This is a genomic window from Sphingopyxis sp. C-1, assembly GCF_001047015.1.
Classification (GTDB): domain Bacteria; phylum Pseudomonadota; class Alphaproteobacteria; order Sphingomonadales; family Sphingomonadaceae; genus Sphingopyxis.
Genome location: NZ_BBRO01000001.1, coordinates 2,733,525 through 2,760,495 on the forward strand (window position 1 = coordinate 2,733,525; position 26,971 = coordinate 2,760,495).

The window sequence follows — 26,971 nt, forward strand, 5'->3', positions numbered from 1 at the left end:
CTGATTAGAAAATTGTCAAATATGGAATGGAAAAATTGATGGCGGATGGGGCAACCCCGCCGACGCTAGGCGCGGTGATGAAGGGTATAAGGGGCCGGAACGGCTGGACGCTCAAGGAAATGAGCGCGAAATCGGGGATCCCGGTATCGACGCTGTCGAAGGTCGAACATGACCGGCTGACGTTGAGCTATGACAAATTGCAGCAGCTAAGCCAGCGGCTGAACCTCCGCATGTCCGACCTGTTCGCCGAGGACGAAGAGGACATGACGCCGCGCGTGACGGGGCGCCGAAGCATCGGGACGATCGAGCGCGCGGCGCGCGTGACGACCGACAATTACGATTATCATTATCTCTGCACCGATTTGCGACAAAAGCGGATGATCCCGATCATCACGCGCATCCGCGCCCACAGCGCGCGCGAATTCGGCGAACTCGTCCATCATCAGGGCGAAGAGTTCATCTACGTCCTCGAAGGCCGGATCGAGGTGCACAGCGAATTCTACGACCCCGTCACGCTGGAGGTCGGCCAGGGCATCTACATCGATTCGTCGATGGGCCACGCCTATGTCGTCGCAGAGGGATTTGAGGAGGCGTTGGTGCTCGGCGTCTGTTCGAGCGCCGACGACGGGCTGATGGACAGCTTGATGAGCCTGCACGGCTGAAACCACATTCGCGGAGAAACAGATGGCATTGCGTCGGTCGTTCGCCCCTTCCCTGATGCTGCTGTGCAGTTCGATGCTGCTCTCTGCATCGGTCGCCGCGAAAACCGCGGCGCCCGCGTATGATCTGATTATCCGCGGCGGAACGATTTACGACGGATCGGGCAAGGCGCCGGTCGTCGGCGATGTCGCGATCAAGAACGACCGTATCGTCGCGGTCGGCAAAGTCGATGGAACGGCAAAGACCGAAGTCGCGGCAAAGGGCATGGCGGTCGCGCCGGGCTTCATCAACATGCTGAGCTGGGCGACCGAGTCGCTGATTGCGGACCCGAAGAGCCAGAGCGACATCCGCCAGGGCGTGACGCTGGAGGTCATGGGCGAAGGCTGGTCGATGGGTCCGGTGAACGCGACGATGAAACGCCAAGAGACCGAGCGGCAGGGCGACATCAAATTTCCGATCGAGTGGACGACGCTCGGCGAATATCTGACCTACCTCGAAAAGCGCGGCGTTTCGACCAATGTCGCGAGCTTCATCGGCGCCGCGACGGTGCGCGTCCACGAACTGGGCGAAGGCGATGTCGACCCTAATCCCGACCAACTGGCGCGAATGCGTGCGCTCGTGAAGCAGGCGATGAACGAAGGCGCGATGGGGGTCGGCAGCTCGATCATCTATGCCCCAGGCTCCTACGCCGAAACCGACGAGCTTGTCGCGCTGACGAGCGAAGCCGCGAAATGCGGCGGCATGTATATCAGCCATATGCGTTCGGAAGGCGACCGGATCGAGGAGGCCGTCGACGAGTTGATCGAAATATCGCGCCGATCGGGCGCTCCCGCCGAAATCTATCACCTCAAAATGGCCGGACGCAGCAATTGGGGCAAGCTCGACACGATCGTGAAGAAGATCGAGGACGCGCGCGCCCAAGGGCTGAAGATCACGACCGACATGTACACCTATACTGCGGGCGCGACTGGGCTCGACGCCGCGATGCCAACCTGGGTGCAGGCGGGCGGGCTGGAAGAATGGATCAAGCGGCTCAAGGACCCCGCCATCCGCGCGCGCGTTGCCGCCGAGATGAAGCAGCCGGGCAGCGACTGGGAAAATCTCTATTTCGGTGCGGGCGCCGACAAGATGATCCTGTCGGGCTTCAAGAGCGACGCGCTCAAGCCGCTGACCGGCAAGACGCTTGCCGAAGTCGCGGCAATGCGCGGAAAGCCGGCCGAGGAAGTCGCCATGGACCTCGTCGTCGAGGATGGCTCGCGCGTCGGCACCGTCTATTTCCTGATGTCCGAGGATAATGTCCGCAAGCAGATCCAGCTTCCCTGGATGAGCTTTGGATCGGACGCCGCGTCGCAGTCGACCGAGGGCGTATTCCTGAAATCGGGCGCGCACCCGCGCACCTACGGCAATTTCTCGCGCTTGCTCGGTCGCTATGTTCGTGACGAGAAGCTGATTTCGCTCGAACAGGCAGTCTACCGGCTCACCACGCTTCCCGCGACCAATCTCGGCATCAAGGATCGCGGCGCGCTCAAGCCCGGCTACTACGCCGATGTCGTCGTCTTTGACCCCGCGACGATCGGCGACCGTTCGACCTTCGAGAAGCCGCACCAATATTCGGTCGGGATGCGCGATGTGTTCGTCAATGGCGTCGCGGTTCTGAAAGATGGCGAGCATAGCGGCGCGACGCCGGGCCGTGCGGTGCGCGGTGCGGGCTGGAACCGCTGCTCCTAGACCGCCGCCAACAGGCGCTTTTGCTCGGCGGCTGATTTGAACAGAAAGTCATGCGGCAGGCCCATCCGCACGCTTGCTTTGCAATGCGGCGCTTTGCGATCGACATGGCGGTCGGCCAGCCGTCCGGCAAGCCGCAGCGCATAGCGGTCGAACCGCGTTAGATCGAACTTCGACCCCAGGTCGAGCCGCGCCCTTATATGGCCGGGCAACAGCGAAACCGACGCGCGCGCAATCGCGCGATGCAGGAAGCGCGGAACGCCCGGCGCAGCGCGGCCCGACTGGATGATATCGAGAAATTCGAAGATGATCGGATGCGGTTCGAAGCGCGGTTCCAGATCGTCCATCATCGCCATGAACGCGCCCACGGTAGGCGGCGTATGCCGTGTGCCAAACTCGCGCCCGATCGCATCGCCATCGCGCATGAAGCGGTCCTTGTCGGCATCGCTGATCCGATGGACGAAGCGATCATAGGCCATCAGAAAACCATAAGAGGCGGTCGCCGCAACCCAGTCGAGCAGCACGGGGTCGAGCGCACGATATTTGTCGCCCGCGGGCGTTTCGCCCTTCACCTTGCCGTGCAGGCGGTTGACCTGCCCAATCACCGCCTTGGCGTTGCTTGCGGGACCGTAGCAGGCGAGCATCGCGACGAGCCCGGTCCGCCGCGAGCGGCCGATCGGGTCGACCTTGTACGTCGAATGATCCCAAACCCCCGACCGGATGCGCGGCTCGGCAAATTCGAGCAGCACCGCCGCGATCCCCCCGATGCCGAGCGCAATCGGGTTTTTATAGACGCGCCACTGGACGCTATCGGGGGCGAGCAACGCGGGCTCGCCGATGGGGGCGGCGAAATCAATCGCCGTCCCCAGATATTCATCCTGCATCGGCGGACGCACCACGCTTATCGCCTCCTTCAGAAATCATAACCCAGCGTCAGGCCATAGGTTCGCGGCTGATTGGCGAAACGCACGACGACATTGGCGTTGCTGGCGACCGCCGACCAATAATATTTGTCGAACAGATTTTTCGCCCACAGCGACACGGACCAGCCGCTTTCGTCTTTTAGGCCAAGGCTGGCATTGACGGTGCCATACGCATCGACCTTGTAGAGATCGATATCCTCGAAGATGGTGTTCGACTTGCTCTGATAACGCGCGCTGACGGCTCCGGTGAGATTCAGCGTATCGCTCACCGGCGTATCATAAGCGAGCGTCAGACTGCCCTGGAACTTCGGGCTGTAAATAAACTCGGCGCCGTCGAAATTCTCGGGCTGGCCCGCCGCATTGGTGCCGTTGTAATCATTGATCCGCGTCTTGAGATACAGCGCATTGGCGGCGAGCGTCAGCCCGGTCGCCGGACGGATCGTCAATTCGCCCTCGACGCCATAAGCCTTGGAATCGGGAACATTGTCGAGCCGCGAGAGCGCGGTGTAGATCGGATCGGCGAAATAGGTGCTGATCTGTTTGTCGCCATAATCATAATAAAAGGCCGAGAGATTGGCCTGCACCAGGCGATCGGCGAGCGTCGCCTTCACGCCCACTTCATAGGCGGTCAGCTTTTCCTGCTTCACCGGCGCATTCTGGCGCGCGAGGTTCGCGGCGTTAATCGGCGTGGTGCCCGATTTATACCCGCGCGAGACCGATGCGTAGAGCAAGGTGTCGTCGTTCGGCGACCAGTCGAGCGCGACACGCCAAGCGACATTATTTTCCTTGAGCAGCGACCGCACCTCGCCAAAGGTTCCCGTCGCGGGATCGAAGGTGTTGCACTGTCCCTGCGCGATCTGCGGCGCGAGCACGCCATAAGTTTGCAGATAGAGCGCGCGGTTCACGACATTGACGTTCGGCAGCATATTGCCGTTGAAGTCGCGCGAGCAGCCATTGTAGCGCTGCTTGTCCTCGGTATAGCGCACGCCGACGGTCAGCTTCAGCTGTTCGGTCAATTCGGCATCGGCATTGGCAAAGAGGCTCCATGTCGTGGTGCGGATCCGGCCGATATCCTCATAGGTGCGGAAGGCCTGACTGAGTTGCAGCGGCGTGTATCCGGCCGAGTTGAACAGCGGGCTGGCGAGCAGCGGTGCCCCCGCAGCGCGGATCAGTCCGACATTGGCATTTTGACCAAGCAAGGTGCGGTTTGAATCGAGGATGCGGTCGTTCGCATAATAGCCCCCGACGAGCCAGTTCACGGCGCCCGTCTCGCCTTCGACATGCAATTCCTGCGCGAAGCTCTTGATCCGTCCGACGGTGTTCTGAAGCAATATCTCGAACGGGGCGCCGCTCCAATCCGACAAAGCGTTGCGCTTGAAGTCATTGTAACTGGTGAGCGAAACCAGCTTCATCTTGTCGCCAAGATCTTGATCCCAGCGCAGCTTCAGACCCCAGAAGCGGTTGTTTTCGGCGAGCGGGCCATCGAGGCCGAGCCCGGTCCCGATATCGGCCGAGCGCCCCGCTTCGGGCGCCCAGTCGGCCTGGCTCGCCTTCGTCGGGAAATTATTCGCCAGATATGTGGCGAGCCCCGGCGCATTGAAAAAGCGCGAGTTGCTCGTGCCCGTCGTCGGGTTAGTCGCGGGGGTAAAGCCGATCCCCTGCCCCGCGACGGTGTCCGACTTGTTGCGCCAATAAGTAACCGACAAATCGAAATGCGCGCCGGGCGCGGGATCGATCGCGAGCGCGCCGCGGACGCCATATTTCTCGACCTCGCCGAGCCGTTCGCCGCGGCTGTTGCTGACCTGCCAGCCCTTGTCGCTATTCTCGCTGCGGAACGCGATGCGCGCCGATATGCCTTCACCGAGCGGGCCCGAGACGAAGCCGTCGACATTATAGGTCTGGTAATTACCGAGGTCGGCCTTGATGCTGCCTTCGAAACTGTCGGTTGGCTTGGCGGTGATGAAGTTGATCAGGCCCGCGGTCGTGTTGCGGCCATAGAGCGTTCCTTGCGGGCCTTTGAGCACCTCGACGCGTTCGAGATCCATCACCGGGCCGGTGTTCATGATCGGATAGGCGTAGGCGACTTCGTCGACATATGTCCCGACGGTCGATGTCGCCGACAGGTTGATCGTGTTGAAGCCGATCCCGCGCAACGTATAGGTCGGCACGCCCTGATAGCTTTGCGAAACGGTGAAGCTCGGCGCCACCGTCGTCAGGTCGCGCATGTCGGTGACGCGCAGATTCTCCAGCGTTTTGCCGTCGACGGCCTGGATCGCCATGCCGACGTCATTCATCGATTCGGCGCGGCGCTGTGCGGTGACGATGATGTCGCCTTCGGCGGCAACCGTATCGGCAGGCGCTTCCTCGGCGGCGAACGCGGGCACCGCCAGCACGAAGCCCATCGCCGAACCTGCGGCCAGGAAAATACGCATTGCCTTCATCACTCATCCTCCCTCAAACGGCTTGCCGCCGGGCTCGTCTTTGTGCGAGCGTCATGCGAAACCGGACCGTGACAGAACAAAGGATTGCGGCCGGGCGGACAAGCTGACACCTGTGTCAGGATAACGGAGGGACGAGCGCGTGACCGATCAGAAGGCCGAATGCTGGGCGGAAATGCCCGCGCTGGTCACGGCGGTGCAGGCCGCCGGCGACGCAGTCGGCCTCCCCTATGTCGCGGCGCAGGCCGACCTCGGCGATCCCGAACCGATGAGCGACAGCGAAGGCCATCCCTACGCCGAAACCACCTTCCACTGGATCGACCCGAGCTATGCCTATTGGCGCGATCGAAAGCTGGCGCTGCAACTCGCTTTCCTGACTGCGGCCCGCCTCGTCGCCGAGCCCTTCTATTATAGCGACGGCCGCCTCGGCACTTGGCGCCCGACGCATCTGCTCGACGAGGTCGACTGCTCGCAGGCGCGCAACACCCCCAATTTCGGCGAAGCGATCATCGCGCCGGTGCATCTGCCGCGCGGGCTGGTCGGCGCCGTTTTCTGGTGCTCGCGCGAACCCGTCGGGGTCGAAACCATCTTCGCGGAACAAGCGGGGCATTTGCACAATCTGGCGGTCAGATTGGTGGCAACACATAACGAGGCGCGCGGGCGTCCTCGCAATGCTACGGTGCCGCAGACGTTGACGCGGCGTGAGGTGCAATGCCTGCGCTGGGCGGCGGCGGGAAAGACCGACGGCGAGATCGGGATCATCCTTTCGCTTTCGGTATCTACGGTGCGTTTTCACCTGCGCAACGCGGCCGGAAAGCTTGGCGCGACGGGACGCGCGCAGTCGATCCAGATAGCGGCGGGGCTCGGCTTCGTCGGCGCACGCGCGGCCTGATGCAGGTGCCAGCTTGGCCGGGCGTCGCACGAGGCCCTAAACCGGGCGCATGGACATGCTGAACGATCCGGCGCTGGCGGCTTTTCGCGAAGAGCTTCGTACCTTTCTCGCGGCACATCTGCCCGACGACATTCGCCGTGCCGCGGCGCGTGCTACGAGCGTCTTTATCGACCCCGACATCTCGCTGCCATGGCAACGCATCCTCCATGCGCGCGGTTGGGCGGCGCCCGACTGGCCGGCCGAGTTCGGTGGTCCGGGATGGAGCGAGATCGAACGCTATATTTTCGCCGCCGAATGTGCCGGGGCCGGGGCGCCTAACCTTGCGCCGATGGGGCTCAAGATGGTCGCGCCGGTGATCATGCATTACGGCAGCCCCGAACAGCGCGCGCATTATCTGCCGCGCATCCTTTCGGGCGAGGACTATTGGTGCCAGGGCTTCTCGGAACCCGGCGCTGGGTCAGACCTCGCAGCGCTGCAACTGCGCGCAACACGCGATGGCGATGACTATATTCTGAGCGGCTCCAAAATCTGGACCACCCACGCGCATTTCGCGAACCGCATGTTCGCACTGGTGCGCACGTCGAACGAGGGTAAGCCGCAGGCGGGGATCAGCTTCCTGCTACTCGACATGGGTTTGCCCGGCATCACCGTCGAGCCGATCCGCACGCTAGCCGGCGACCACGAATTTAATCAGGTCTTTTTCGACAAAGTCCGCGTGCCGCAGGCGAACCGGCTCGGCGGCGAAAATGAGGGTTGGTCGGTCGCGAAGCATCTGCTCACCTTCGAACGCGGCGGCAAATATGCGCCGGGATTGATCGGGCGGCTCGAACGCCTGCGCGCGCGCGACGACATCGACCCGGTGCTGCGCGCGCAGCTCGACCGCGAGTCGGTAACGCTGAAGGCGCTACAGGCGCTTGAGATGAAGGCAATGCGCGGCGTCGACGGCAGCGCCGCGCTTTACGCATCGGCGCTGAAAATTCTCGGCACCGAGACCGCGCAGCGTATCGACACGCTGGCATGCGAGGTTGCGGGCCATGCCGCATGGGCCGACGCCGACGGGCAGACGCCGGCAGAGCTGGCGGTCGCGGTGCCGCGTTATCTCAACGACCGCGCGGCAACCATCTATGCCGGGTCGAACGAAATTCAGCGCGACCTGATCGCGCGTCAGTTGCTCGGCTAAGCCGCCGCCCCAGCCAAGCGCTCGAAGTGACCGGCACGCGGGCCGAATGCCGCCGCGATTGCAAGCGCGCGCTTGAAATGGCCGCCGAGGCTCAGTTCCTCGGTCAGCCCCATTGCGCCGTGGATCTGGACTGCGCTCTCGCCCACGATGCGGACCGCGTCGCCGACCTCGATGCACGCCGCGCTGACCGCCTGCGCGCGGTCGGAGCGATCCCGATCGACAGCAAGGATCGCTTCCTCGGTCAGCGCCGCAGCCTTCATCGCCGCGAGTTGCATATCGGCGGCGCGGTGGCGTAGCGACTGGAATCGGCCAATCGCAGTGCCGAACTGCTTGCGCTGGCCGAGATAGTCTATGCTGTCCGCGATCATCCGCTGCATCAGCCCAACGGCCTCAGCGCAGCGGCCGGCGAGGATCAGGTCGTTCGCATAGTCGGCCCACGCGCGCGCGCCCTCACCACTCGCCAGCAGCCTGACGTCGCCCGGCTTGAGCGTGAAGGCGAGGTCGGCGGAGACACTGCCGTCGTGCATGATGCGATGTCGCTGCTCAACCTTGTTACCATCCGCGGAAATGAGCAGCAGCGCCTCGTCGCTTGCGAGGAGGAGAAAGTCGGCTTCGGCCGCGCCCGCAACCAGTGCCGCGCTGCCACGGACCAGCTCGCCATCGACGACCGGCATCGCCGCTGTCGAGGCTGTGCAGACGACCGCGATCCGGCGGCTACCCGCCGCGAGTTCAACCAGTGCCGGATGGTCGGGTACGACGCCCGCCAGCAGCACGGTTGCCGCGACGTGCGAAAGCCAGTCGGCGCCCGCAAGCGCCGGCCCCAATTCGGCCATCACGACAGCAATATCGATCGGGCCCCCGCCAAATCCTCCAACGCTTTCTGGCAGAGCGATACCGGCAAGGCCAAGCGATTCACAGAGTTCGCGCCAGCCGGGACGGGAATGATCGGCTAGGAAACGCTGGACGCTGCCCCGCAGCATCCGCTGCTCGTCCGAAAGCGGCAGGTCGAGTTCGGCCATGTCAGATCGCCGGCCCAGCGGTGTATATATGCGTCATTTGCTCTCCCACATCTTTCCTGCAACCTACCGTTCCGCAGGTCTAGCTGATTGGCGTAACAGGTTGGCCGGGGCGATCGGAGCGCGCCATATACTTAGCAATAAAACTATTGCATGGGGCGGCATGAATAGCGCGGGACGAGTCGAGAGAAACAGACAGACCGGGAGGATCGGATGAATCCGATCTGGCTTCCTGCCGCGCTGTTTGGCGGCCTTTTCCAGGCGTGGCGCACCGCGTTGCAGCAGCGCCTGCGCGCCGAACTCAGCATTAGCGGCGCTGGGCTGGTGCGCTATCTTTATGGCCTGCCCTTTGCCTTCATTTTCGCTGCCGTCTGGCTGACGATCCGGAGTGAAGCGGTTCCGGCGCTCGGGACCGCCTTCGCCGGTTTCGCGGTCGCCGGGGCGATCACACAAATGGCGGGCACGATCCTGCTCATCATGGCGTTCGGGCATCGCGGTTTCGTTGTCGGCACCGCCTTTTCAAAGACCGAAGCCGTACAGGCCGCGCTCGTCACCGCGCTATTTCTAGGCGAGCGGCTACCGCTGCTCGCATGGATCGGGATCGTCGCTGGAGTCGCTGGAGTGCTGGTGCTCGCGCTCGCCGGGCGCGGGGTTTCCGGGCGCGAAATATGGCGTGCGCTGGGTCAACCCGCTGCGCTCTGTGGCCTCGGTGCCGGGTCGATGTTCGCGCTTGCCGCAATCGCGGTGAAGCTTGCGACCGCCGAACTCAGCGGCGTCGACCTGATCGGCTCGGCGCTCGTCACGCTCGTCGTCGTGATGGCGATCCAGACCGGACTTCACATGTTCTGGGTTGTACTGCGTGACCGCGACACGCTGCGTGCCGTATTCCGGACCTGGCACAATTCGAGCCAGGTCGGGCTACTGTCGGCGCTCGGTTCGGCCTGCTGGTACATCGGCTTTGCCGCAGCGCCCGCGGCGCTGGTGCGGATTGTCGGGCAGGTCGAGGTCGTTTTCACGATCGGCTTTGCACATTTCTATCTGCGCGAGCCGGTGCGGTGGCATGAAATTGTCGGATTGCTGCTCGTTGTCGGCGGCGTGGTTATGGCGCTGCTGGCAACATTTTAGAATGCCGGCGCCTTGCTAACCATCGCCGGAAGTGGGCGGCCCATAACACCCGTCAACCAGCCGGCGGCCTCGACAACTTGTGGCAGCGCGATGCCCGTTTCGATTCCGCTCTTTTCGAGCATATAGATCACATCCTCTGTCGCTACATTACCCGCGGCGCCAGGCGCGAAGGGGCAACCGCCGAGTCCGCCGAGCGACGCATCGACCGTTGCCGCCCCTTCCTCCACCGCTGCCCACACATTCGCAATGCCGGTCCCGCGCGTATTGTGGAAATGGACCCGCACGGGCAGATCGCCTATCGCTTCGCCGACGCGGCCCACCATCTCCGACACTTGCGCCGGAATGCCGACGCCGATCGTATCGGCAAGTGCAATTTCGCGCGGATCCGCATCAGCGGCGCGCTTCGCCATTTCGACGACACGGTCGATCGCCACCCTACCCTCGAACGGACAGCCAAAGGCCGTGGCGATGGTGATCTGCGCGTTGCGCCCGCTCTCTTTCGCCAGCCCGACGATTTCCATTGCGGCGTTCAGCGATTCATCCGAGCTTTGGCCCTGATTGCGAATGCCGAAGCTGTCGCTCGTCACGCACACCGCCCCCAGTTCGTCGATGCGCCCGGTCGCAAGCGCACGCTCGGCACCGCGGCGATTGAGGACTAGGCCGATGTAGGTCACATCGTCGCGCTCTGGCAGCATCGTCACCAGTTCCTCGGCATCGGCGAGCTGCGGAACCTTCTTGGGATTGACGAAGCTTGTCACTTCGATCCGCCGCACGCCATAATCGATCGCGCGGCGGATCAGCACCAGCTTGTCGGCGGTCGATACGATCGTCGATTCATTCTGCAATCCGTCGCGCGGACCCACCTCGACCAATTCTACGGCATTGTTTTTCAACATCTTGCGTCCCGATTATCCCGAGTCATTTAGCAGGTTGAAAATTACATAGCATTCTAAGTATACAATGGCCATGGGCGAAGCAGGTCGTCTTACCAGAGTCGGCCGCGAAAGGAATGATTATGAGCGAGACAGGCAGCGGGGGAGCGCTGGAAGGCATTAGGGTGGTCGAGATGGGGCAGCTGATCGCGGGCCCCTTTTGCGGCCAGCTCCTCGGCGACATGGGCGCCGAAATCGTCAAGCTCGAACCGCCGGTGACCGGCGACCAGATGCGCAACTGGGGCCAGGGCGACAAACCGAGTTGGTGGCGCGTGATCGCGCGGAATAAATATTCGGTCGCGGTCGATCTGCGCTCGGAAGAAGGTCAGGCGCTCGCGCGCGAGCTGATCGCGAAGGCCGACATCCTCATCGAGAATTTCCGCCCCGGCACGCTCGAGAAATGGAATCTCGACCCCGCCGAGCTGCGCAAGACCAACCCCGGGCTGATCGTCGTGCGCGTGTCGGGTTACGGCCAGACGGGCCCTTACTCTGCTCGCGCGGGCTTCGGCGGCATTGGTGAAGCGATGGGAGGATGGCGCGGTATCGTTGGCTATCCCGACCTGCCGCCAGCGCGCATGGGCGTCTCGATCGGCGACACGCTCGCAGCCACTTACGGGTGCATGGGGGCGCTCGCCGCACTCCACCACCGCAGCAAGACGGGCGAGGGCCAGATTGTCGACTCTGCGCTGTACGAAGCTGTGCTGCAGGTGATGGAATCGACCGTGTCCGACTATTCGACCAGTGGTACCAAGCGCCGCCGTACCGGGTCGACGCTTCCGGCTATCGCGCCGTCGAACGTCTATCCGTGCAAGGATGGCGAATATCTGATCGGTGCCAACCAGGATGGCGTCTTTGCACGCCTCGCCGCCGCAATGGGGCGCCCCGAACTCGCCAGCGACGAGCGTTATGCGACGCACCGCGCGCGCGGCGCGCGGCAGGAGGAACTCGACGCTCTGATCGGCGAGTGGACCGCGACGCTAACGATCGAAGAACTCGAAGCGAAGATGGTCGACGCCGGCGTGCCCGCAGGCCGCGTCTATGACTCCGAGGACATGCTTGCCGATCCGCATTTCGCGGCGCGGGAGGCGCTGGTGACAGTCGCCGACGAAGAGTTGGGCGAAGTGACGATGCAGGGCGTCTTCCCCAAATTGTCGGCAACTCCGGGCAGCGTCCGTCGCCCTGCTCCTCTGACGGTCGGACAGGATGGCACAGATGTTCTGAAACGCTGGCTGGGACGGGAGGTTTGACGCGATGATCACCCTCTATGGCGGCCCGACCCCCAATGCGCGCAAAATCGCGATCGCGCTGCTCGAAATGGGCCTCGAATGGCGGCTCGAATATATCGACATCCTCGCGGGCGATCAGCTCACGCCGGAATTTCTCGCGCTCAACCCGAACAACAAGACTCCTGTGATCGTCGACGAGCATGGCCCAAATGGCGTGCCTTTTACGCTCTGGGAAACAGGCGCGATCCTTCTCTATCTCGCGGAAAAGACCGGGTGCTTCATGCCTACCGATCCGGTGAAGCGTGCGATCTGCTGGCAATGGCTGATGTTCCAGGTGTCGGGCGTCGGCCCTATGTTCGGACAGGAAGCGCATTTTACCCATTATGCCAAGGATCGGCACGAATATGCGATCGGGCGATACAGCCGCGAGGTCGACCGGCTGATGATGGTAATCGACAAGCGCCTCGGCGAAACCGAGTGGCTGGCGGGCGAAGATTACACGATCGCCGATATGGCAACCCTGCCCTATCTTCGCCGCCAGCTCATCGAAAAGGCCGGGCGTTTCCCCAATGTCGACCGCTGGGGGGCGGCGATGCTTGCACGCCCCGCGGTTGCTGAGGGGATGAAAGCAGGCGTCGCGCGCGCCGAGACAATCGAAGGCGGATTGACGGGCTTCACCGACGAACATCGCGCGATCCTGTGGGGCGACCGCCAGCACGCGAAGCGCTAAGACCGGCGGCAAGGTGGGCTGTCGTTGCCCTCTTTGGACATCCCCGGCTGGATCCGGGATCGGAACGGCGCAAGGACCGCGCAATATTTCAAAGTTCAGGAAAGTTCAGTCCGATGAGCGCGCCGATTTGAAAGTCGCGGGGTGCTGGATGTGCGCGGCACGTCCGATCGTGGTCGTACCCGTAAGCCAGGCAGCGACCACCTTTTTGTTCACCGAATGAAAGAGCCGGATGAAGGCTGGCACAGCCGGATAATGTAGGAAAGACCTAATTTGAAGGCGATGTCTGTTTTGGGGTGGTGAGCGGACGTTGCCCGATTTTCCTTCGTCATCCCGGACTTGATCCGGGATCCCGCTTTTTGACGGCACCGGCACGCTTCACGAAATAGCGGGACCCCGGATCAAGTCCGGGGTGACGATGATGGAGAGGGCAGCAATCGGTCGAAAGCTGCCAGAACCTCGCACGACAAAAACCGCCTTCCTACTAAATCCAGCGATGATCTACCCTTATGGAGACCGCATCGATCGTCCCGCAGAGCGCCCCTCCGCCGTCCACCACCTGTTAAGGCCGTTTCCCGCCTTTCGTCATCTCGGGCTTGGCCTCAATCGCCCCTCACCGCTGCGTGGTTCGCGTTGCCGAACATGTTCGACCATTCCTTGTCGTCCAGCTTTTGGTGTCGCCCGACATATTTGGCCGGGGCCTTCAGATCCTCGCGCGCCATGGCGCGAGCAACTGCCGGGCGTTCGCGGATCCGTTCGAACCAGCCATGCATAGCAGGCCATTCGTCGAGCCCCATGCCCATCACGAATGCCGACGCGCGGCCGGGCCAGATCGCCATGTCGGCGATGCTATAATCGTCGCCCGCAACATAGGCGCTCTTCTCAAGCCGCTTTTCCAGCACGGTGAGCAGGCGCGTGAGCTCTTTCGTATAGCGCTCGACAGCATAATCCTGCCCGGCCGGCGCATAGCGGAGGAAATGGCTCGCCTGGCCGCCCATCGGCCCCAGCCCCGCAACCTGCCAGGTCAGCCACGACAGGGTAGCGGCGCGCGCGGCACCCGACGTGTGCAGAAAACGCCCGCTCTTTTCGGCCAGATATTGAAGAATGGCGCCGGACTCGAAGACGGCGACCGGGACTCCGCCCTCCATCGGCGCATCGTCAACGATGGCTGGCAGCTTGTGGTTCGGGTTGATGCGTCCGAACTCCGCCGTCAACTGGTCACCCTCGAAGATGTCATAAGCGATGACGCGATAGGGCTCGCCAATTTCCTCGAGCATGATTGCGATCTTTTGCCCGTTCGGAGTCGCGGAATAATGGAGATCGATCATCTCAAAGCACCTCATGGATGACATGGCGGACGCCAAAATCAGTGCGCTCGCCCACCCCGACCGCGAGCACACCGTTGAGCCAGCCATATTTCGCGCTCGCGGTTTCGAACACCGGTGCGATTCGCAGATAATAGCGCGACGGATCAGCGTCGGGGACGGCGGGATCGACGAAGGTCGCGCGCACCTCGTCGGGAATGATGTTGCGACCGGTGTAGCTCAGATAGATGAGGTCGCCGTCGTCGGCCTGCCACACCGCGCGGGCGTCGAAGGTACCGACCGATGCGCTGTCGCCGAGCCGCCCGCTGCGCGACCAGTTCCCGCCACCGGGCAGCACTATACCGTTGATACGTGGGCCGAAAAATCTCCCCCCGCTGATGTAGCCGAGTCGCTGGTCGCCGAAAGGCGACGCGCCGATCCCGATGATCCCGCCCCCGACCTCGAACTCGACAGTGCACAGATAACGCGTCGCCAGCGACACCGGCGCGCTTTGCGGATTTTCTTCGTTCATGATGCGAATCCTCTTCCAGCCTATGGACAAGCATAAAACCATTAGTATACTAAGGGTCAATCAGATTGACGGATCGGAAGCCATTCCGGGACCGCAACAACAAGCTCTATGGGAGGGTGAAGATGAAGGCGCATAACCAGTTCCTGCTGTCCGGCGTTGCCGCGATCGCGATGCTTGCCAATGCCGCACCGGCAATGGCGCAGGCCGCCCCAGCCGACACGGCGGGTGTCGACGACAGCAATAGCAACGAAATCATCGTCACTGCCCAAAAGCGCGAGCAGAATCTGCAGAATGTGCCGATTTCGATGGAAGTCGTCAGCGGCGCCAAGCTCGCCGAATTCAACACCAGCGATATCAAGGCGGTGATGAATTACACGCCGAACGTCTTCGTCCAGTCGACTGCGGGCAACGACGTTATCTATATCCGTGGTTTCGGTTCGCCGCCGGCGAACTTCGCGTTCGACCAGTCGGTCTCGCTCTATGTCGACGGCATCTATGCCGGCCGCAACCGTCAGGCGCAGGCGCCCTTTTTCGACCTCGCACGCGTCGAAGTGCTGCGCGGACCGCAGGGCGCGCTCTTCGGCAAGAACACCGCGGCGGGTGCGGTCAGCGTCGTGTCGGCGGGGCCGACGAAGGAGTTCGAAGGCGCGATCACCGGCCTTTACAACTTCGACCATAAGGGCACCGATTTCTCGGGCTATCTGTCGGGACCGATCACCGACACGCTGGGCGCGCGCTTTGCGTACAAGATCGTCAATCAGGACGGCTATATCTATAACCGCGCCACCGATCACGACGATCCCGAAATCAAGTCGCAGTTGCTGCGCCTCACTGTGAAGTGGGAACCGTCGGCCAATTTCGATTACACCGCGAAGGTCGAGTACGGAAATCGTGAAGTCATCGGCGGCATAACCGTGTCGAGCCCGCTGACCAGCGGTCAGGACCCGCAGACCACGCGTTATCTCGAGCGCTCGGCGCTCGGCGACGAAGGCAACGACAACAAGTCGGTGATGATCTCGGGCGTCGGCAACCTCGCGCTCGGCGACTTCACGCTGACGTCGGTCACCGGATATAGCTGGTTCAAGTCGAAGATCGTCAACGGGTTTGACCAGACGATCCCGAACAGCGGCGGCGCGTTCGTTCCGAACTCGGTATATAACGCCTTCCCCGAACGCTTTGACCAGATTTCGCAGGAAATTCGCATCCTGTCGCCCACGGGCAAGACCTTCGAGTTCATCGCGGGCGCCTATTATGACAAGTCGGATTACACACTGGAGCAGTTTCAGGGCTTCAACATCGCCAGCCTGAACTATTTCGGCCGCATCGACAGTCTGTTCCGGCAGAAGGCCGAATCCTGGTCGGTGTTCGGCCAGGCGACGTTCAACATCAGCGATGCGTTCCGCGCCATCGGCAGCCTGCGTTACAGTCACACCAAGAAGGACGGCGATTTCGCGTCGCGACTGGTCTATGGCCCCTTTGCACTTCGTCCGATTTCGAGCGCGACGGGCTCGATCAGCGAAGGCAATGTCGATCCCTCGGTGACGCTGCAATATGATATCGCGCCGCGCATCATGGTCTATGCGACGTGGGGTCGCGGTTCGAAGTCGGGTGGCTTCGTCTCAAACACGCTCGGTACGACAAGCGCGACATTCACCTTTGAGCCCGAACGGTCGGAGAACTTCGAGGCCGGCATCAAGTCGACGCTGTTCGACGGCAAAGTCGTCGCGAACCTCTCAGCCTATCACACGAAGTTCAAGGACCTACAGGTTTCCGTGTATCAGCCCGCAATCTCGAGCTATCTGACCGGGAATGCCGCCGCAGCAACGTCGAAGGGTCTCGAAGGGTCGCTCAGCATCTTCCCGATCCCCAATTTCGATATCAGCGCGTCGGCCGCCTATTCGGATATCAAATATGACAATTATCCCGGCGCCGCCTGCCTCGCCAGCCAGCCGTTGTCGGTTTGCAATCCCGCACAGACCGATCGGACGCAACCGAACCACGTCGCGAACAATAATCTGGCTGGTTATCCCGTCGCTTACTCGTCGAAATACACCGGCAGCGTCACGGCGCACGCTCGGTTCGACCTGTCGAGCGATCTGAAATTCGACATCACCGGTGTCGCATCGGCGCGGTCGAAATATTTCAACTCGGACAATCAGAGCCCGATCTTCGGCGTCCAGCGCGGCTATGCGAAGCTCGACCTTCGCGTCCAGCTTGCTGACCAGGATGACAGCTGGCACGTCGCGCTCGTCGGCAAGAATCTGACGAACGAAAAGACGATCGGCAGCGCCTTCAACCTGCCTTCGCCGATCACCGCGACACCGCGCGCGATCCTTTACCTCGAACCCACGCGCAACATTTCGGTCGAGGCCGGGATCAAGTTCTAGGTTCGAACCCGATGTCCCAGGGATCGGCCGCGGTTGACGCTCTCCTCGACAGGGAAGCGGCAGCCGCGGCCGTGACCCGTTATACGACGGCGCTCGATGCGCGCGACTGGCATGCCTATCGCGCGCTGTTCACCGACGAAATCGCGATCGACTATGGCTCGATCGGCTCACTCGTCGCGACCGTCGCGGCCGACGATTGGACGAACCGTTGCCGGGCGCTCGAAGGCTTCGACGCGACCGCGCATCAACTCCACAACATCATTGCGACGATCGAAGGCGACCGTGCGACTGTGACGAGCATCGTCGATGCCGTCCATGTCGTCGGCGTCGAGGACCGGGCGCTGCTCGGCGACCTCATCGGCCGCTACACGCACCAACTGGTCCGGCAAGGCGGGTGGAAAATTGCGGGGGTAACGCTCACCGTCGTCGCCTATCCAGCCGGGAAAGAGGCATTCGAAGCCGCGTTCGCCGCCGCGCGCGCCATTTTCGCCGAAGGAAATTCCGCATGATCGACGTCTATTTCACGCCGACGCCGAACGGCCACAAGGTTTCGATCATGCTCGAAGAGGTCGGGCTGCCGCACCAACTCATCGCAATGAACATGCTCGAGGGCGACCATCTGACCCCCGAATATCGCCGGATCAACCCGAACGGCCGCCTGCCAGCGATCGTCGACCATGACCCCATGGGCGGCGGCGCCCCACTGCCAGTGTTCGAGAGCGGCGCGATCCTTCTGTATCTGGCCGAGAAGAGCGGACAATTGCTGCCCGAAAACCCGCGCAGGCGCAGTCAGGCTCAGCAATGGCTGATGTGGCAGATGGCAAGTTTCGGCCCGATGCAGGGCCAGGCGCATCACTTCATCCGTTACGCTCCCGAAGGCCAGACCTATCCGGTCGAACGCTATCGCAACGAGACGCTCCGCCTGCTCCATGTGCTCAACGGGCGGCTGAGCGAAGCTGAATATCTGGCCGAGGAATATTCGATAGCCGACATTGCGGCGTGGCCGTGGACGCGCGCGATCCGTGCGATCGGGCTGACGCTCGACGACTATCCCGCAGTCGCGGACTGGTTCGCGCGGATCGGCGAGCGACCCGCGGTGACAGCAGGGACCGACGTCAAGAATGCAGCAAATCTCTCGAGTGCGCGCCCAGTGCTAACCGAGGAACAATGGTCGAATTTGTTCGGGAAGAACATGCTTCAGGCGCCGGCGCGCTGACCTCCCCCCTCTCGATCGTCGCAGCGGTTCACACCGTATCGGCGCGCCCCCACTGATATTCGATCTTGCCGTCCAGCCGCCGCACAGCGACCCAGTCGCCGCCCGCCAGATTGTCATCCTCGATCAGCGTCACCACGCCACGCGCAATATCTTCGGGCTTGCACGCCTCATTGTTCGCCAGCACGGTCTTCATCCATTCGGACTTGCCGCCAGCACCCGTCGTGTCGAGGATCGGCGTGTCGACCAGCCCCGGCAACATCCCCGCGACGCGGACATTGCACTCATCCTTCAGCGGCGCGCAGCAGCGCGTGAACATCATCACTGCGGCCTTCGTCGTCGCATACATGGCGTCATAGAATCCGGTGCCCAGCGCGACCGTCGACACCGTGTTGACGATCACCCCGCCCCCGCGTTTCTTCATAGCTTGCACGGCAATCTGCGTCGCCGTCACGAGCGAGGTAATATTGACGTCGATGATCCAGCGGATGCGCGCGGCATCGACATCGGGAAATTGCGGCAATCCCGACACAACGCCCGCGTTGTTGTGAAGAATGTCGACGTCGCCATGCGCGCTGAACCAGGCTTCGGTCGCAGCAATGTCGGAGAGGTCGAGCGGGTGGAAGCTCGCCTTTGCGCCCTGGGCTTCGACCAGCCGCGCCGTCTCTGCAAGCCCCGCTTCATTGACGTCGACGAGCGCGATCTCTGCCGCACCGCGCGCCGCGAGCATCGCCGCGGTTGCGCGGCCGATGCCGCCCGCCGAACCCGTCACAATGGCGCGTTTGCCGTTGATATCCATCTCTTCTCTCCCGCTTCTTATCGGGCTACCGTAAAGCACATTGACAGATAAACTTAAATACCTAAGTATTTTTGGCCGGGAAGACTCGCGCATATCTGGGGAGAGTTATGACAGACGCCACCGCCCTCAATGGAGGCGCCGCCGCGTCCGACAGCGGCCTCGCGCTGCGTCGCAACGTCGCGCTCGCGATGCTGTTCGTGGTCGGCACGATCAACTTCGTCGACCGCCAGCTCTTGTCGGTACTCGTCGAGCCGATCCGTGCCGACATGGATTTCAGCGACACGCAGTTTGGGCTTCTCACCGGGCTGGCCTTCGCGCTTTTCTATGCCGCGATGGGCGTGCCCGTCGCTATGATCGCCGACCGCTGGAATCGCGTGAAGCTGATCGGCATCGCCTGTATCGTTTGGAGCGGCTTTACCGCGGCGTGCGGCATGGCGTCGAACTTCTGGCAGCTCGCGCTGATGCGCTTTGGCGTGGGTGCGGGCGAAGCGGGCGGTACCGCGCCGTCGCTGTCGGTGATTGCCGACTATTACCCCCCCGCGCGGCGCCCGCTGGCAATCGGACTGTTCACGCTCAACGGCCCGTTCGGGGTTTTCGTCGGCGCGACCTTCGGCGCGTGGGCGGCCGCCAATATCGGTTGGCGCAATGCTTTCATAATGATCGGTGTCGTCGGCGTCATCGTCGCCCCAATCCTTATCTGGCTGGTCCGCGAGCCCGCGCGCGGGCAGATGGATGCCCAAAAGGCGGCCGACGAAGCCCTGCCCTTCAGCCAGAGCCTCGCGATGTTCTGGCGCCGCCCGTCGCTGCGCATGGTGATGATCGGCAGCGGTCTTGCCGCCTTCACCAGCTATGGCATGCTCAACTGGATTCCGGCGTTCCTGATGCGGACGCAAAAGATGCCGCTCGACGCCATGGCGACCTATTTCGGTCCCGCCGCAGGCATCACCTTTGGCATCGGCATTCTCGGGGGCGGCTGGCTTGTCAGCCACCGTGCGAAAGTATCGGCGCGCGCTTATGGCACCATCCCGGCGCTCGCGACCGCTGTGCTGATCCCGACCTTCATCGCCGCATTGCTTGTCGACACATGGCAGCTCTCGCTCGCGCTGATGCTGATCCCGATGGCGGCATGCACCGCCTATGTCGCGCCCGCGCTCGCGCTGGTGCAGAATTTGACGCCGCCACGAAGCCGCGCGACCGCCGCGGCGGTGCTGATGCTGATGTTCAACATCATCGGCCTCGGCCTCGGCCCGCTGTTCGCCGGGATCGTCAGCGACAGCCTGAAGCCCGAATATGGCGACGGCAGCCTTCGGTGGGCGCTGATGGCGCTGATGCCCTTCGCCGCTGCCGCGGGCATCGCCCAGTTCCGAATGACGCGCTATCTCGAAAAGGATTTCGCTGAATGACCGACGTCGCGGGCAAGACCGCTTTCATCACTGGCGGCGCGAGCGGGCTCGGGCTCGCCACCGCCCGGGCACTCGCCGCCAAGGGGGCATCGGTGATCCTTGCCGATATCGACGCGGCGGGTGCCGAAAATGCGGCTGCGTCGCTGCGCAGCGAGGGCGCGAACGCGCTCGGCCTGCAGCTCGATGTGACAAGTGAGGAGAGCTGGGCCGAGGCTGGCGCGAAAGCACAGGCATTCGGCCCAGTCCGTATCCTGTTCAGCAACGCCGGCGTCGGCGGCGGATCAGGGCCGTTCGAGCAATATGACACCGACGTCTGGCGCTGGAATTATGCGGTTAACGCACATGCGCATCTCTATGCCTGCCGCACCTTTCTGGGTGACATGAAAGCGAGTGGCGAGCCGGGCCACCTCGTCCTTACCAGCTCGATGGTGGCGATCGTGCCGCCACCGATTTCGGTCGCTTATATCAGCTCCAAATATGCAACGCTCGGCATCGCGATGGCGCTGCGCAACGAACTCGCTGAAAGCTGTGTCGACATCTCGGTGCTGATGCCCGGCATGTCGGCGACGCGGATAGTCGAGACGACGCGCGACTTACGCCCCGTCGAGGTCGAGGTCGGCAAGGCAGCGGCGACTAGCCAGGCGATGCAGGGTGTGCTCGCGGGCGGCATGTCGCCCGACAAGATCGGCGCGCGTGTCGTTCAGGCGATTGAGGCCGGCGAATATTGGATTTTCACGCACCCCGAATGGAAGGCCATGGCCGAGTTGGTGACGCAGGACATGCTGTCCTCCTTCGGCTCCTCGGCCGATCCTGCATACAAAGGCGACGATATCGACGGGCTGATCGCCGCCAATGGCGGTCGCATGTTCGGCGCGAAGAAATAGGAGAAAGACATGGCAGAGCAGGATGACATTCGCGCGATGGCGCAGCGCTTCTTCGACGCGATCGAGGCAGGTGACATCGAAACGATGCAGAACAGCTTCACGCCCGACGCCGAGATCTGGCACAACACCGACGAGCTGATCGTCACCCCCGCGCAGACCGCACAGACGCTGACCGGCATGGTCGCGCGGATCAAGGACCGCGAATATGCCGACCGCCGGCTGACCACTTTCCCCGGCGGCTTTGTGCAGCAGCATGTGTTGAAGGGCGTGCGCGTCCACGACGACGGCCCCGTCCGCCTGCCCTGCGCGATCGTGTGCAAGGTGGAAAATGGCAAGATCACGCGGCTCGATGAGTATTTCGATAGCGCGCACGTCGCCGAATTCCGCAAATTTGCGAACGCCTGAGGAGTAAATCATGCCCGTCCTGCGTCAGGTTCCCCGCTCGGAAGTCACCGACGAGACCGTCCTAGCCTATTACAACCGCCTGTTCGGCGAGCGCGATCCCGTCGCCGAGCCCGGCACTGCAACCGGTACGCCCGGCGATTGGTGGACGGTGTTCGCGCTGTCCCCCGACATCTTCGAACATGCGGTCAAGGGTTTCGCTGTCTATCGCAACCCCGCGCGCACCATCGATCCGGTTCTGCGTGAGCTCGGCCAAACGCGCGCCGGCTGGGTCAAGGGCAGCCAGTTCGTCTTTTCACAGCATTGCAAGTCGCTTCGCGGCCTTGGTGTCAGCGAGGAGAAGATTGCCGCGATCGCTCACTGGCAAGTCGCGGACTGCTATAACGAACAGGAACGCACCGTCCTCGCTTATGCCGACTGCCTCGCGCAGGCCGGCGGGCGCGTCCCGCTCGAAGTGTTCGACAAGCTCAAGACCTTCTGGAACGACGAGCAGATTTTCGAATTCACCTACATCACCTGCCTCTATGACATGCATGCGGTGATCACCCGCGCGCTGCGTATGGAATATGACGCCCGCGAAGACCCGATCGTCGAGGTGGCAGCGCCCGAAGGCTTCAGCGCCGCCGACTTCCTCAGCGCGCCACGTCCGGCGCAGGGCTGAGCGAGGGACGGATGAGCGGTTACGGCGCCCCCGAAGCCGTCGCGACGGGGTTGCGCTTTCCCGAAGGCCCGGTGCCGATGCCCGACGGCTCGGTGCTGCTCGTCGAGATTGCGCGCGGCACGCTGACACGCGTCGCGCCCGACGGCAGCCTCTCGGTCGTCGCCGAACTCGGCGGAGGACCGAATGGGCTGGCGATCGGCCCGGACGGCGCCGCCTATGTCTGCAACAATGGCGGGTTCCAGTGGACCGAGGCGGGCGGCCTGCTCTTTCCCGGTCATGCCGCGCATGCCGAGCCTTGCGGGTCGATCCAGCGCGTCGACCTCGCGACCGGCTCGGCGACGACGCTCTATGACGGCTTCGAGGGCGAGCGGCTCAAAGGACCGAACGACATCGTCTTCGACGCCGCCGGCGGCTTCTGGTTCACCGATCACGGACAGGTACGCGACGCCGGCCGCGACCATGGTGCGATATATTATGCGGCCGCCGACGGCTCGAAAATCAGCCTCCAGCGGGCCGGCATGATGGGACCGAACGGCATCGGCCTCTCGCCCAGCGGCAAGACGCTCTATGTCAGCGAGACAATGACCGCCCGCATCTGGGCGATGGATGTCGTCGCGCCCGGCGAACTGGCGCCGCCGGCACCATGGGCACCCGGCCGCTTCGTCGGCACCCCGCCCGCCTTTCGCCTGCTCGACAGCATGGCAATCGAGGACAGTGGCCGGATCTGCGTCGGCACGATGGTCGAGGGCGGGATCACGATTTTCGAGCCCGATGGCGGCGGTTCTGAGTTTGTGCCGCTTCCCGACATTGGCATCACCAACATCGCTTTTGGCGGTGCCGACCGACGCGACGCCTGGATCACCGCTTCGACCACCGGCACGCTCTATCGTATGCGTTGGCCGCGTTCCGGGCTCCGCCTACAGCAACCGTCAACTTAATTGACGGTTGTGCCGTAAAATGATAAGACTCGTGGGAGAGGATAGGATGAAATTCTATAATAGCGTCGGTCCGAACCCGCGCGTCGTGAAGCTTTTCATGGCCGAAAAGGGTATTGAAATCCCCGAGGTCAGCATCGACCTTCGCGGCGGCGAGAACCGCCGTGCGCCGTATAATGTCGATGTGAATCCGGCCGGACAAACGCCGGCGCTCGAACTCGACGACGGCCATTTCGTCTGCGAAGTGACCGCGATCTGCGAATATCTCGACGAGCGGTTTCCCGAGCCGACGCTGATCGGCTCGACACCCGAAGAGCGCGCGACGACGCGCATGTGGACGCGCCGCGTCGACCTCAAAATTTGCGAACCGCTGACCAACGGCTTCCGCTTTGCCGAAGGGCTGCCGCTGTTCGAGCCGCGGCTGCGCTGCCTGCCCGAAGCCGCCGCCGGGCTGAAAGCCACCGCGCAGGACGGGGTCAAATGGCTGGACGGACAAATTGCGGGGCGCGAGTTCATCGCAGGCGACGCATTCAGTCTCGCGGACATCATGCTGTTCGCCTTTCTCGATTTCGGCGCGTCGGTCGGTCAGCCGATCGACCCCGCCTGCACCAATGTTGTGCGTTGGTACGAGCGGATGAAAAGTCGCCCCAGCGTAAGTTCGAACTGAAGACATAAGGAGACGGATGATGGCTGCAGCAAATAACGAATTCGAATTCTGCGGGGTCAACCACCTCGCGCTGGTGTGCAAGGATATGGCGCGGACGGTCGAATTCTACCGCGACAAGCTGGGCATGCCGCTGACCAAGACGATCGACCTGCCCGGCGGTCGCGGCCAGCATTTCTTTTTCGACATCGGCAATGGCGATAGCCTCGCCTTTTTCTGGTTCCCGAACGCGCCCGAAGCGGTCCCCGGCATCTCGGCCCCCGCCGCGCTGCCGACGCAGGGCAGCTTTGTCTCGGCACACGGCTCGATGAACCATATCGCGATCAACGTCCGCGCCGACAAGTTCGATGAATATTACAACCGCCTGATCGAGAAGGGCATCGAGGTAACCCCGGTGCTGAACCATGACGACAGCCCGATGCAGGCCTCGGCCGAATTGCATCCCGGCGTCTTCGTCCGCTCGGTCTATTTCTTCGACCCCGACGGTGTCTGCCTCGAATTCGCGGCGTGGACGAAGGAGTTCGACGAAAGCGACGTGGCGCACGATCCGGTCCAGGCCGACGGCACGAAGCGCGAAGGCTTCATCGTCGGCCGCACGCCGGTGCCCGCCGAATAGACATTCCCAATCAATTACCCATTGGGAACTCCTCCTGGACCCGGCTTTTGGCCGGGTTCTTTTTTGGGTGAGAGTCGGGATGTCGATTATCGGCGTTAAGGCGACAAAAGATACGGACGTACGCGTCCGAAATGTCTCCTTTGTCGTTTTGAGATGGCAGTCGCGGGATGTTGGAGGGGCGCTCTGCGAAGCAAACGATGCGGTCATCCACGAGGGTAGATCATCGCCCGATATATTAGGAAAGCCGTTTTTTGTCCGGCGAGGTTCTGGCCGGAATCGACCGATTGCGGACCTCCCCACCCTCGTCACCCCGGACTTGATCCGGGGTCCCGCTTGAGACGGATCCGGAGCGCGCGCAAAAAAGCGGGATCCCGGGTCAAGCCCAGGATGACGAGAGCGAAGAACGACCGGAAACTAACGACGGTAATGTGTGCCCCGGCGAAGGCCGGGGTCCAGAGCGCGACGAGCAGAGGTCGGCTCTCTGAAGCCCTGGGCCCCGGCCTTCGCCGGGGTGCGCAAATGGGAAACGACCGGTTGCCGACCAATCCTTTTTCGTCACCCCGGGCTTGACCCGGGGTCCCGCTTGAGGTCGAAGCCAGTGAGTGCGTCAAAAAGCGGGATCCCGGGTCAAGCCCGGGATGACGGACGTGGGGGACGGGATGTCAGCTCACCACCCCAAAGCAGAAACACCCTATCCCACAGCGCGGTCGCGTCCTTCCCAATAGGGTGCGCGCAATTCACGGCGGAGGACCTTGCCCGACGGGTTGCGCGGTAGCGCGTCGATGAATTCGATGCTTTTCGGGACCTTGTACGCCGCGATCCGCTCGCGTGCCCAGGCCACGACATCAGCGGGATCGAGTGTTGCGCCCGCGGCGGGCACGATCAGCGCCTTGACGCCCTCGCCCCATTTGTCGTCGGGCACGCCGATCACCGCGACGTCGGCGACGCCCGGACAGCCCATGATCGCACTCTCGACCTCAGCCGGATAGACATTCTCGCCGCCCGACACGATCATGTCCTTGATGCGGTCGTGGACATAGTAGAAGCCGTCGGCGTCACGATAGCCGACGTCGCCCGTGTGGAGCCAGCCGCCCGCCAGCGTCTCTTCGGTCGCCTTTGCGCGGTTCCAATATCCCTTCATCACGATGCCGCCACGGATCGCGATCTCTCCGATCTCGCCTTCGCCCAGTTCGCGGCCCTCGCCGTCGAGGATCGCCATTGCGGCACCGGGCCAAGGTTTGCCGCACGACGTAAGCTTGCCCGGCATGTCATGCGCGCTTGGCGAGAGATATGAGCCGCCCCCGGCGGATTCGGTCATGCCGTAGAATTGCACGAAATCGCAGCCGAAGGTCGCACGCGCGCGGCGCAATACATCTTCGGCGATCGGCGACGCGCCGTAGGCGATCGACTTGAGGTGCGGATAGGCACCGTCGTTCGCTGTCGGCTGAAGCAGCATCATCTGGATCATCGCAGGCGCCAGGAAAGCGTGCGCAACATTCTCATCGCGCATCATGCGTACCGCATCGGCGGCGGTGAAATCCTTGACGAGGACAAGACGTCCGCCTTGCGCAAGACCCGAGAAGCTGACGTTCGTGCCGGCAACGTGGAACAAGGGCATGACGATCATCACCGTCTCATCCTCGCCATAGGCAAAGCCGTCGACCTCGGTCGCAGCTTCGAGGAAGGTGCGGTAATTGGCGTTGGTGAGCACCACCCCTTTGGGCAAACCCGTCGTGCCGCTGGTATAAAGCTGGAGCACGTCGTCGGTGAGCTGCGGCGGATCGGCCAGCGGCGCATCGGACGCCGCGCCCAGCCAGGCGCCGAGCGGCTCGAACGCCGGATGCTCGCCATAAAGCGCGATCAGGCGCGGCGGTGTGGCCAGATCGGCGATCGCCGCGAGCGCGCAGTCGAAGAAATCCTCGCCGACGAAAAGCAGTTTCGGCCCGGCATCACTCAGGATGAAGCCGATTTCGGCAGGCGCGAGGCGGCAGTTGATCGGTGCGAAACAGGCGCGCGCGCGCGCGGAACCGAAGAAGAGCGGATACCAGCTATCGTGGTTCTTGGTCAGCGCCGAGACGCGGTCGCCCGGCGCCAAGCCCGATGCGATCAACGCGCGCGCAATACGATTCGACCGCGCATCGAGTTCGGCGAAACTCGTCTCGCGTTCCCCGAATTTCACCGCGGTCGCCTGTCCCCGCACGCGTGCCTGCGCCGCGGGAATGTCCGCCAACGTCCGGATGGCCTCCAGATCGATCATTTTGCTCTCCCAATCGTCGTTTCGACTTGAATTAGATAGAATACTAAGCAAATGCTTGGCCAGCTAAAAA

The 26,971-nt window shown here is 62.9% G+C and carries 25 protein-coding genes; 17 read left to right on the forward strand and 8 right to left on the reverse strand.

The features are described from left to right. Positions 1 to 26: 26 nt before the first annotated feature. Both SC1_RS12870 and SC1_RS12875 read left to right on the forward strand, forming a co-directional pair. Positions 27 to 662, forward strand: a complete 636-nt coding sequence (locus SC1_RS12870; protein WP_238586682.1) for a helix-turn-helix domain-containing protein — start codon at positions 27 to 29, stop codon at positions 660 to 662. A 22-nt stretch (positions 663 to 684) separates the two neighbouring features. Continuing rightward, positions 685 to 2,388, forward strand: a complete 1,704-nt coding sequence (locus SC1_RS12875; RefSeq protein ID WP_083435832.1) for an amidohydrolase family protein — start codon at positions 685 to 687, stop codon at positions 2,386 to 2,388. Here SC1_RS12875 and SC1_RS12880 read toward each other — a convergent pair. Together SC1_RS12880 and SC1_RS12885 are read right to left on the reverse strand one after the other, a co-directional pair. Beyond that, positions 2,385 to 3,284: an oxygenase MpaB family protein gene (locus SC1_RS12880; RefSeq protein WP_238586683.1), complete on the reverse strand. Its 900-nt coding sequence runs from the start codon at positions 3,282 to 3,284 to the stop codon at positions 2,385 to 2,387. The two genes, SC1_RS12875 and SC1_RS12880, sit on opposite strands and share 4 nt — an antisense overlap. A gap of 14 nt (positions 3,285 to 3,298) precedes the next feature. Then, positions 3,299 to 5,749: a TonB-dependent receptor gene (locus tag SC1_RS12885; RefSeq protein ID WP_062182268.1), complete on the reverse strand. Its 2,451-nt coding sequence runs from the start codon at positions 5,747 to 5,749 to the stop codon at positions 3,299 to 3,301. 139 nt (positions 5,750 to 5,888) lie between these two features. Between SC1_RS12885 and SC1_RS12890 the strand changes: the two genes are divergently transcribed. Then, a complete protein-coding gene (locus SC1_RS12890; protein WP_062182271.1) occupies positions 5,889 to 6,638 on the forward strand; it encodes a helix-turn-helix transcriptional regulator in 750 nt (249 codons plus the stop codon). A 49-nt stretch (positions 6,639 to 6,687) separates the two neighbouring features. Next, a complete protein-coding gene (locus tag SC1_RS12895) occupies positions 6,688 to 7,818 on the forward strand; it encodes an acyl-CoA dehydrogenase family protein (RefSeq protein WP_062182275.1) in 1,131 nt (376 codons plus the stop codon). On the opposite strand, the gene SC1_RS12900 is transcribed toward SC1_RS12895, so the two are convergent. Further along, on the reverse strand, positions 7,815 to 8,837 hold the full coding sequence (locus tag SC1_RS12900; RefSeq protein ID WP_062182278.1) for an acyl-CoA dehydrogenase family protein: 1,023 nt from the start codon (positions 8,835 to 8,837) through the stop codon (positions 7,815 to 7,817). The genes SC1_RS12895 and SC1_RS12900 overlap by 4 nt on opposite strands. Positions 8,838 to 9,047: 210 nt before the next feature. Here SC1_RS12900 and SC1_RS12905 point away from each other — a divergent pair, with 210 nt between their 5' ends. Continuing rightward, on the forward strand, positions 9,048 to 9,959 hold the full coding sequence (locus SC1_RS12905) for an EamA family transporter (protein ID WP_062182282.1): 912 nt from the start codon (positions 9,048 to 9,050) through the stop codon (positions 9,957 to 9,959). On the opposite strand, the gene SC1_RS12910 is transcribed toward SC1_RS12905, so the two are convergent. Then, a complete protein-coding gene (locus tag SC1_RS12910; RefSeq protein ID WP_062182285.1) occupies positions 9,956 to 10,855 on the reverse strand; it encodes a hydroxymethylglutaryl-CoA lyase in 900 nt (299 codons plus the stop codon). The two genes, SC1_RS12905 and SC1_RS12910, sit on opposite strands and share 4 nt — an antisense overlap. 119 nt (positions 10,856 to 10,974) lie before the next feature. Here SC1_RS12910 and SC1_RS12915 point away from each other — a divergent pair, with 119 nt between their 5' ends. Continuing rightward, positions 10,975 to 12,138: a CaiB/BaiF CoA-transferase family protein gene (locus tag SC1_RS12915; RefSeq protein WP_062184128.1), complete on the forward strand. Its 1,164-nt coding sequence runs from the start codon at positions 10,975 to 10,977 to the stop codon at positions 12,136 to 12,138. A 4-nt stretch (positions 12,139 to 12,142) separates the two neighbouring features. Then, positions 12,143 to 12,847: a glutathione S-transferase family protein gene (locus SC1_RS12920; protein WP_062182288.1), complete on the forward strand. Its 705-nt coding sequence runs from the start codon at positions 12,143 to 12,145 to the stop codon at positions 12,845 to 12,847. Between the two features lie 599 nt (positions 12,848 to 13,446). On the opposite strand, the gene SC1_RS12925 is transcribed toward SC1_RS12920, so the two are convergent. Together SC1_RS12925 and SC1_RS12930 are read right to left on the reverse strand one after the other, a co-directional pair. Next, on the reverse strand, positions 13,447 to 14,172 hold the full coding sequence (locus tag SC1_RS12925) for a glutathione binding-like protein (protein WP_062182291.1): 726 nt from the start codon (positions 14,170 to 14,172) through the stop codon (positions 13,447 to 13,449). A 1-nt stretch (position 14,173) separates the two neighbouring features. After that, positions 14,174 to 14,680, reverse strand: coding sequence for a DUF3237 domain-containing protein (locus SC1_RS12930; protein WP_062182295.1), 507 nt, complete (start codon positions 14,678 to 14,680; stop codon positions 14,174 to 14,176). A 122-nt stretch (positions 14,681 to 14,802) separates the two neighbouring features. Between SC1_RS12930 and SC1_RS12935 the strand changes: the two genes are divergently transcribed. From SC1_RS12935 to SC1_RS12945, 3 genes are read left to right on the forward strand one after another with little or no spacing between them, the layout of a single operon-like run. Then, the gene (locus tag SC1_RS12935; RefSeq protein ID WP_152682389.1) at positions 14,803 to 17,067 is read left to right on the forward strand and encodes a TonB-dependent receptor; all 2,265 of its coding nucleotides are present in this window, start codon (positions 14,803 to 14,805) and stop codon (positions 17,065 to 17,067) included. Between the two features lie 11 nt (positions 17,068 to 17,078). Next, the gene (locus SC1_RS12940) at positions 17,079 to 17,576 is read left to right on the forward strand and encodes a nuclear transport factor 2 family protein (RefSeq protein WP_062182301.1); all 498 of its coding nucleotides are present in this window, start codon (positions 17,079 to 17,081) and stop codon (positions 17,574 to 17,576) included. Further along, entirely contained in the window at positions 17,573 to 18,283 is a 711-nt protein-coding gene (locus SC1_RS12945) for a glutathione S-transferase N-terminal domain-containing protein (RefSeq protein ID WP_062182303.1), read from the forward strand. Before SC1_RS12940 ends, SC1_RS12945 begins: the two co-directional genes overlap by 4 nt. A 28-nt stretch (positions 18,284 to 18,311) precedes the next feature. Here SC1_RS12945 and SC1_RS12950 read toward each other — a convergent pair whose 3' ends face one another. After that, entirely contained in the window at positions 18,312 to 19,079 is a 768-nt protein-coding gene (locus tag SC1_RS12950) for an SDR family NAD(P)-dependent oxidoreductase (RefSeq protein WP_062182306.1), read from the reverse strand. Positions 19,080 to 19,186: 107 nt separating this feature from the next. Here SC1_RS12950 and SC1_RS12955 point away from each other — a divergent pair, with 107 nt between their 5' ends. Genes SC1_RS12955 through SC1_RS12985 form a run of 7 tightly spaced genes read left to right on the forward strand, consistent with a single transcriptional unit; the run spans position 19,187 to position 24,644 of the window. After that, on the forward strand, positions 19,187 to 20,482 hold the full coding sequence (locus SC1_RS12955) for an MFS transporter (protein WP_062182309.1): 1,296 nt from the start codon (positions 19,187 to 19,189) through the stop codon (positions 20,480 to 20,482). Further along, a complete protein-coding gene (locus SC1_RS12960; RefSeq protein WP_062182312.1) occupies positions 20,479 to 21,366 on the forward strand; it encodes an SDR family oxidoreductase in 888 nt (295 codons plus the stop codon). Before SC1_RS12955 ends, SC1_RS12960 begins: the two co-directional genes overlap by 4 nt. A gap of 9 nt (positions 21,367 to 21,375) precedes the next feature. Then, positions 21,376 to 21,771 carry a nuclear transport factor 2 family protein gene (locus tag SC1_RS12965; RefSeq protein WP_062182315.1) on the forward strand — a complete coding sequence of 132 codons (396 nt, stop codon included), beginning with the start codon at positions 21,376 to 21,378 and terminating at the stop codon, positions 21,769 to 21,771. A 10-nt stretch (positions 21,772 to 21,781) separates the two neighbouring features. Then, complete coding sequence (locus tag SC1_RS12970) at positions 21,782 to 22,429, forward strand: carboxymuconolactone decarboxylase family protein (protein ID WP_062182318.1); 648 nt, start codon at positions 21,782 to 21,784, stop codon at positions 22,427 to 22,429. Between the two features lie 11 nt (positions 22,430 to 22,440). Continuing rightward, complete coding sequence (locus SC1_RS12975; RefSeq protein WP_062182321.1) at positions 22,441 to 23,367, forward strand: SMP-30/gluconolactonase/LRE family protein; 927 nt, start codon at positions 22,441 to 22,443, stop codon at positions 23,365 to 23,367. Between the two features lie 46 nt (positions 23,368 to 23,413). After that, positions 23,414 to 24,031 carry a glutathione S-transferase family protein gene (locus SC1_RS12980; protein WP_062182324.1) on the forward strand — a complete coding sequence of 206 codons (618 nt, stop codon included), beginning with the start codon at positions 23,414 to 23,416 and terminating at the stop codon, positions 24,029 to 24,031. 19 nt (positions 24,032 to 24,050) lie between these two features. Continuing rightward, a complete protein-coding gene (locus tag SC1_RS12985; protein WP_062184131.1) occupies positions 24,051 to 24,644 on the forward strand; it encodes a VOC family protein in 594 nt (197 codons plus the stop codon). A gap of 691 nt (positions 24,645 to 25,335) precedes the next feature. On the opposite strand, the gene SC1_RS12990 is transcribed toward SC1_RS12985, so the two are convergent. Further along, positions 25,336 to 26,901, reverse strand: coding sequence for a long-chain-fatty-acid--CoA ligase (locus SC1_RS12990; RefSeq protein ID WP_062182326.1), 1,566 nt, complete (start codon positions 26,899 to 26,901; stop codon positions 25,336 to 25,338). Positions 26,902 to 26,971 lie beyond the last annotated feature (70 nt).

Coding starts and splice junctions, on each gene's coding strand:
- SC1_RS12895 (WP_062182275.1), top strand. CDS start 6,688: ATGGACATGCTGAACGATCCGGCGCTGGCGGCTTTTCGCGAAGAGCTT.
- SC1_RS12940 (WP_062182301.1), top strand. CDS start 17,079: ATGTCCCAGGGATCGGCCGCGGTTGACGCTCTCCTCGACAGGGAAGCG.
- SC1_RS12975 (WP_062182321.1), top strand. CDS start 22,441: ATGAGCGGTTACGGCGCCCCCGAAGCCGTCGCGACGGGGTTGCGCTTT.
- SC1_RS12960 (WP_062182312.1), top strand. CDS start 20,479: ATGACCGACGTCGCGGGCAAGACCGCTTTCATCACTGGCGGCGCGAGC.
- SC1_RS12870 (WP_238586682.1), top strand. CDS start 27: ATGGAAAAATTGATGGCGGATGGGGCAACCCCGCCGACGCTAGGCGCG.
- SC1_RS12920 (WP_062182288.1), top strand. CDS start 12,143: ATGATCACCCTCTATGGCGGCCCGACCCCCAATGCGCGCAAAATCGCG.
- SC1_RS12930 (WP_062182295.1), bottom strand. CDS start 14,680: ATGAACGAAGAAAATCCGCAAAGCGCGCCGGTGTCGCTGGCGACGCGT.
- SC1_RS12945 (WP_062182303.1), top strand. CDS start 17,573: ATGATCGACGTCTATTTCACGCCGACGCCGAACGGCCACAAGGTTTCG.
- SC1_RS12955 (WP_062182309.1), top strand. CDS start 19,187: ATGACAGACGCCACCGCCCTCAATGGAGGCGCCGCCGCGTCCGACAGC.
- SC1_RS12935 (WP_152682389.1), top strand. CDS start 14,803: ATGAAGGCGCATAACCAGTTCCTGCTGTCCGGCGTTGCCGCGATCGCG.
- SC1_RS12915 (WP_062184128.1), top strand. CDS start 10,975: ATGAGCGAGACAGGCAGCGGGGGAGCGCTGGAAGGCATTAGGGTGGTC.
- SC1_RS12970 (WP_062182318.1), top strand. CDS start 21,782: ATGCCCGTCCTGCGTCAGGTTCCCCGCTCGGAAGTCACCGACGAGACC.
- SC1_RS12980 (WP_062182324.1), top strand. CDS start 23,414: ATGAAATTCTATAATAGCGTCGGTCCGAACCCGCGCGTCGTGAAGCTT.
- SC1_RS12900 (WP_062182278.1), bottom strand. CDS start 8,837: ATGGCCGAACTCGACCTGCCGCTTTCGGACGAGCAGCGGATGCTGCGG.
- SC1_RS12925 (WP_062182291.1), bottom strand. CDS start 14,172: ATGATCGATCTCCATTATTCCGCGACTCCGAACGGGCAAAAGATCGCA.
- SC1_RS12910 (WP_062182285.1), bottom strand. CDS start 10,855: ATGTTGAAAAACAATGCCGTAGAATTGGTCGAGGTGGGTCCGCGCGAC.
- SC1_RS12875 (WP_083435832.1), top strand. CDS start 685: ATGGCATTGCGTCGGTCGTTCGCCCCTTCCCTGATGCTGCTGTGCAGT.
- SC1_RS12985 (WP_062184131.1), top strand. CDS start 24,051: ATGGCTGCAGCAAATAACGAATTCGAATTCTGCGGGGTCAACCACCTC.
- SC1_RS12965 (WP_062182315.1), top strand. CDS start 21,376: ATGGCAGAGCAGGATGACATTCGCGCGATGGCGCAGCGCTTCTTCGAC.
- SC1_RS12905 (WP_062182282.1), top strand. CDS start 9,048: ATGAATCCGATCTGGCTTCCTGCCGCGCTGTTTGGCGGCCTTTTCCAG.
- SC1_RS12990 (WP_062182326.1), bottom strand. CDS start 26,901: ATGATCGATCTGGAGGCCATCCGGACGTTGGCGGACATTCCCGCGGCG.
- SC1_RS12950 (WP_062182306.1), bottom strand. CDS start 19,079: ATGGATATCAACGGCAAACGCGCCATTGTGACGGGTTCGGCGGGCGGC.
- SC1_RS12885 (WP_062182268.1), bottom strand. CDS start 5,749: ATGAAGGCAATGCGTATTTTCCTGGCCGCAGGTTCGGCGATGGGCTTC.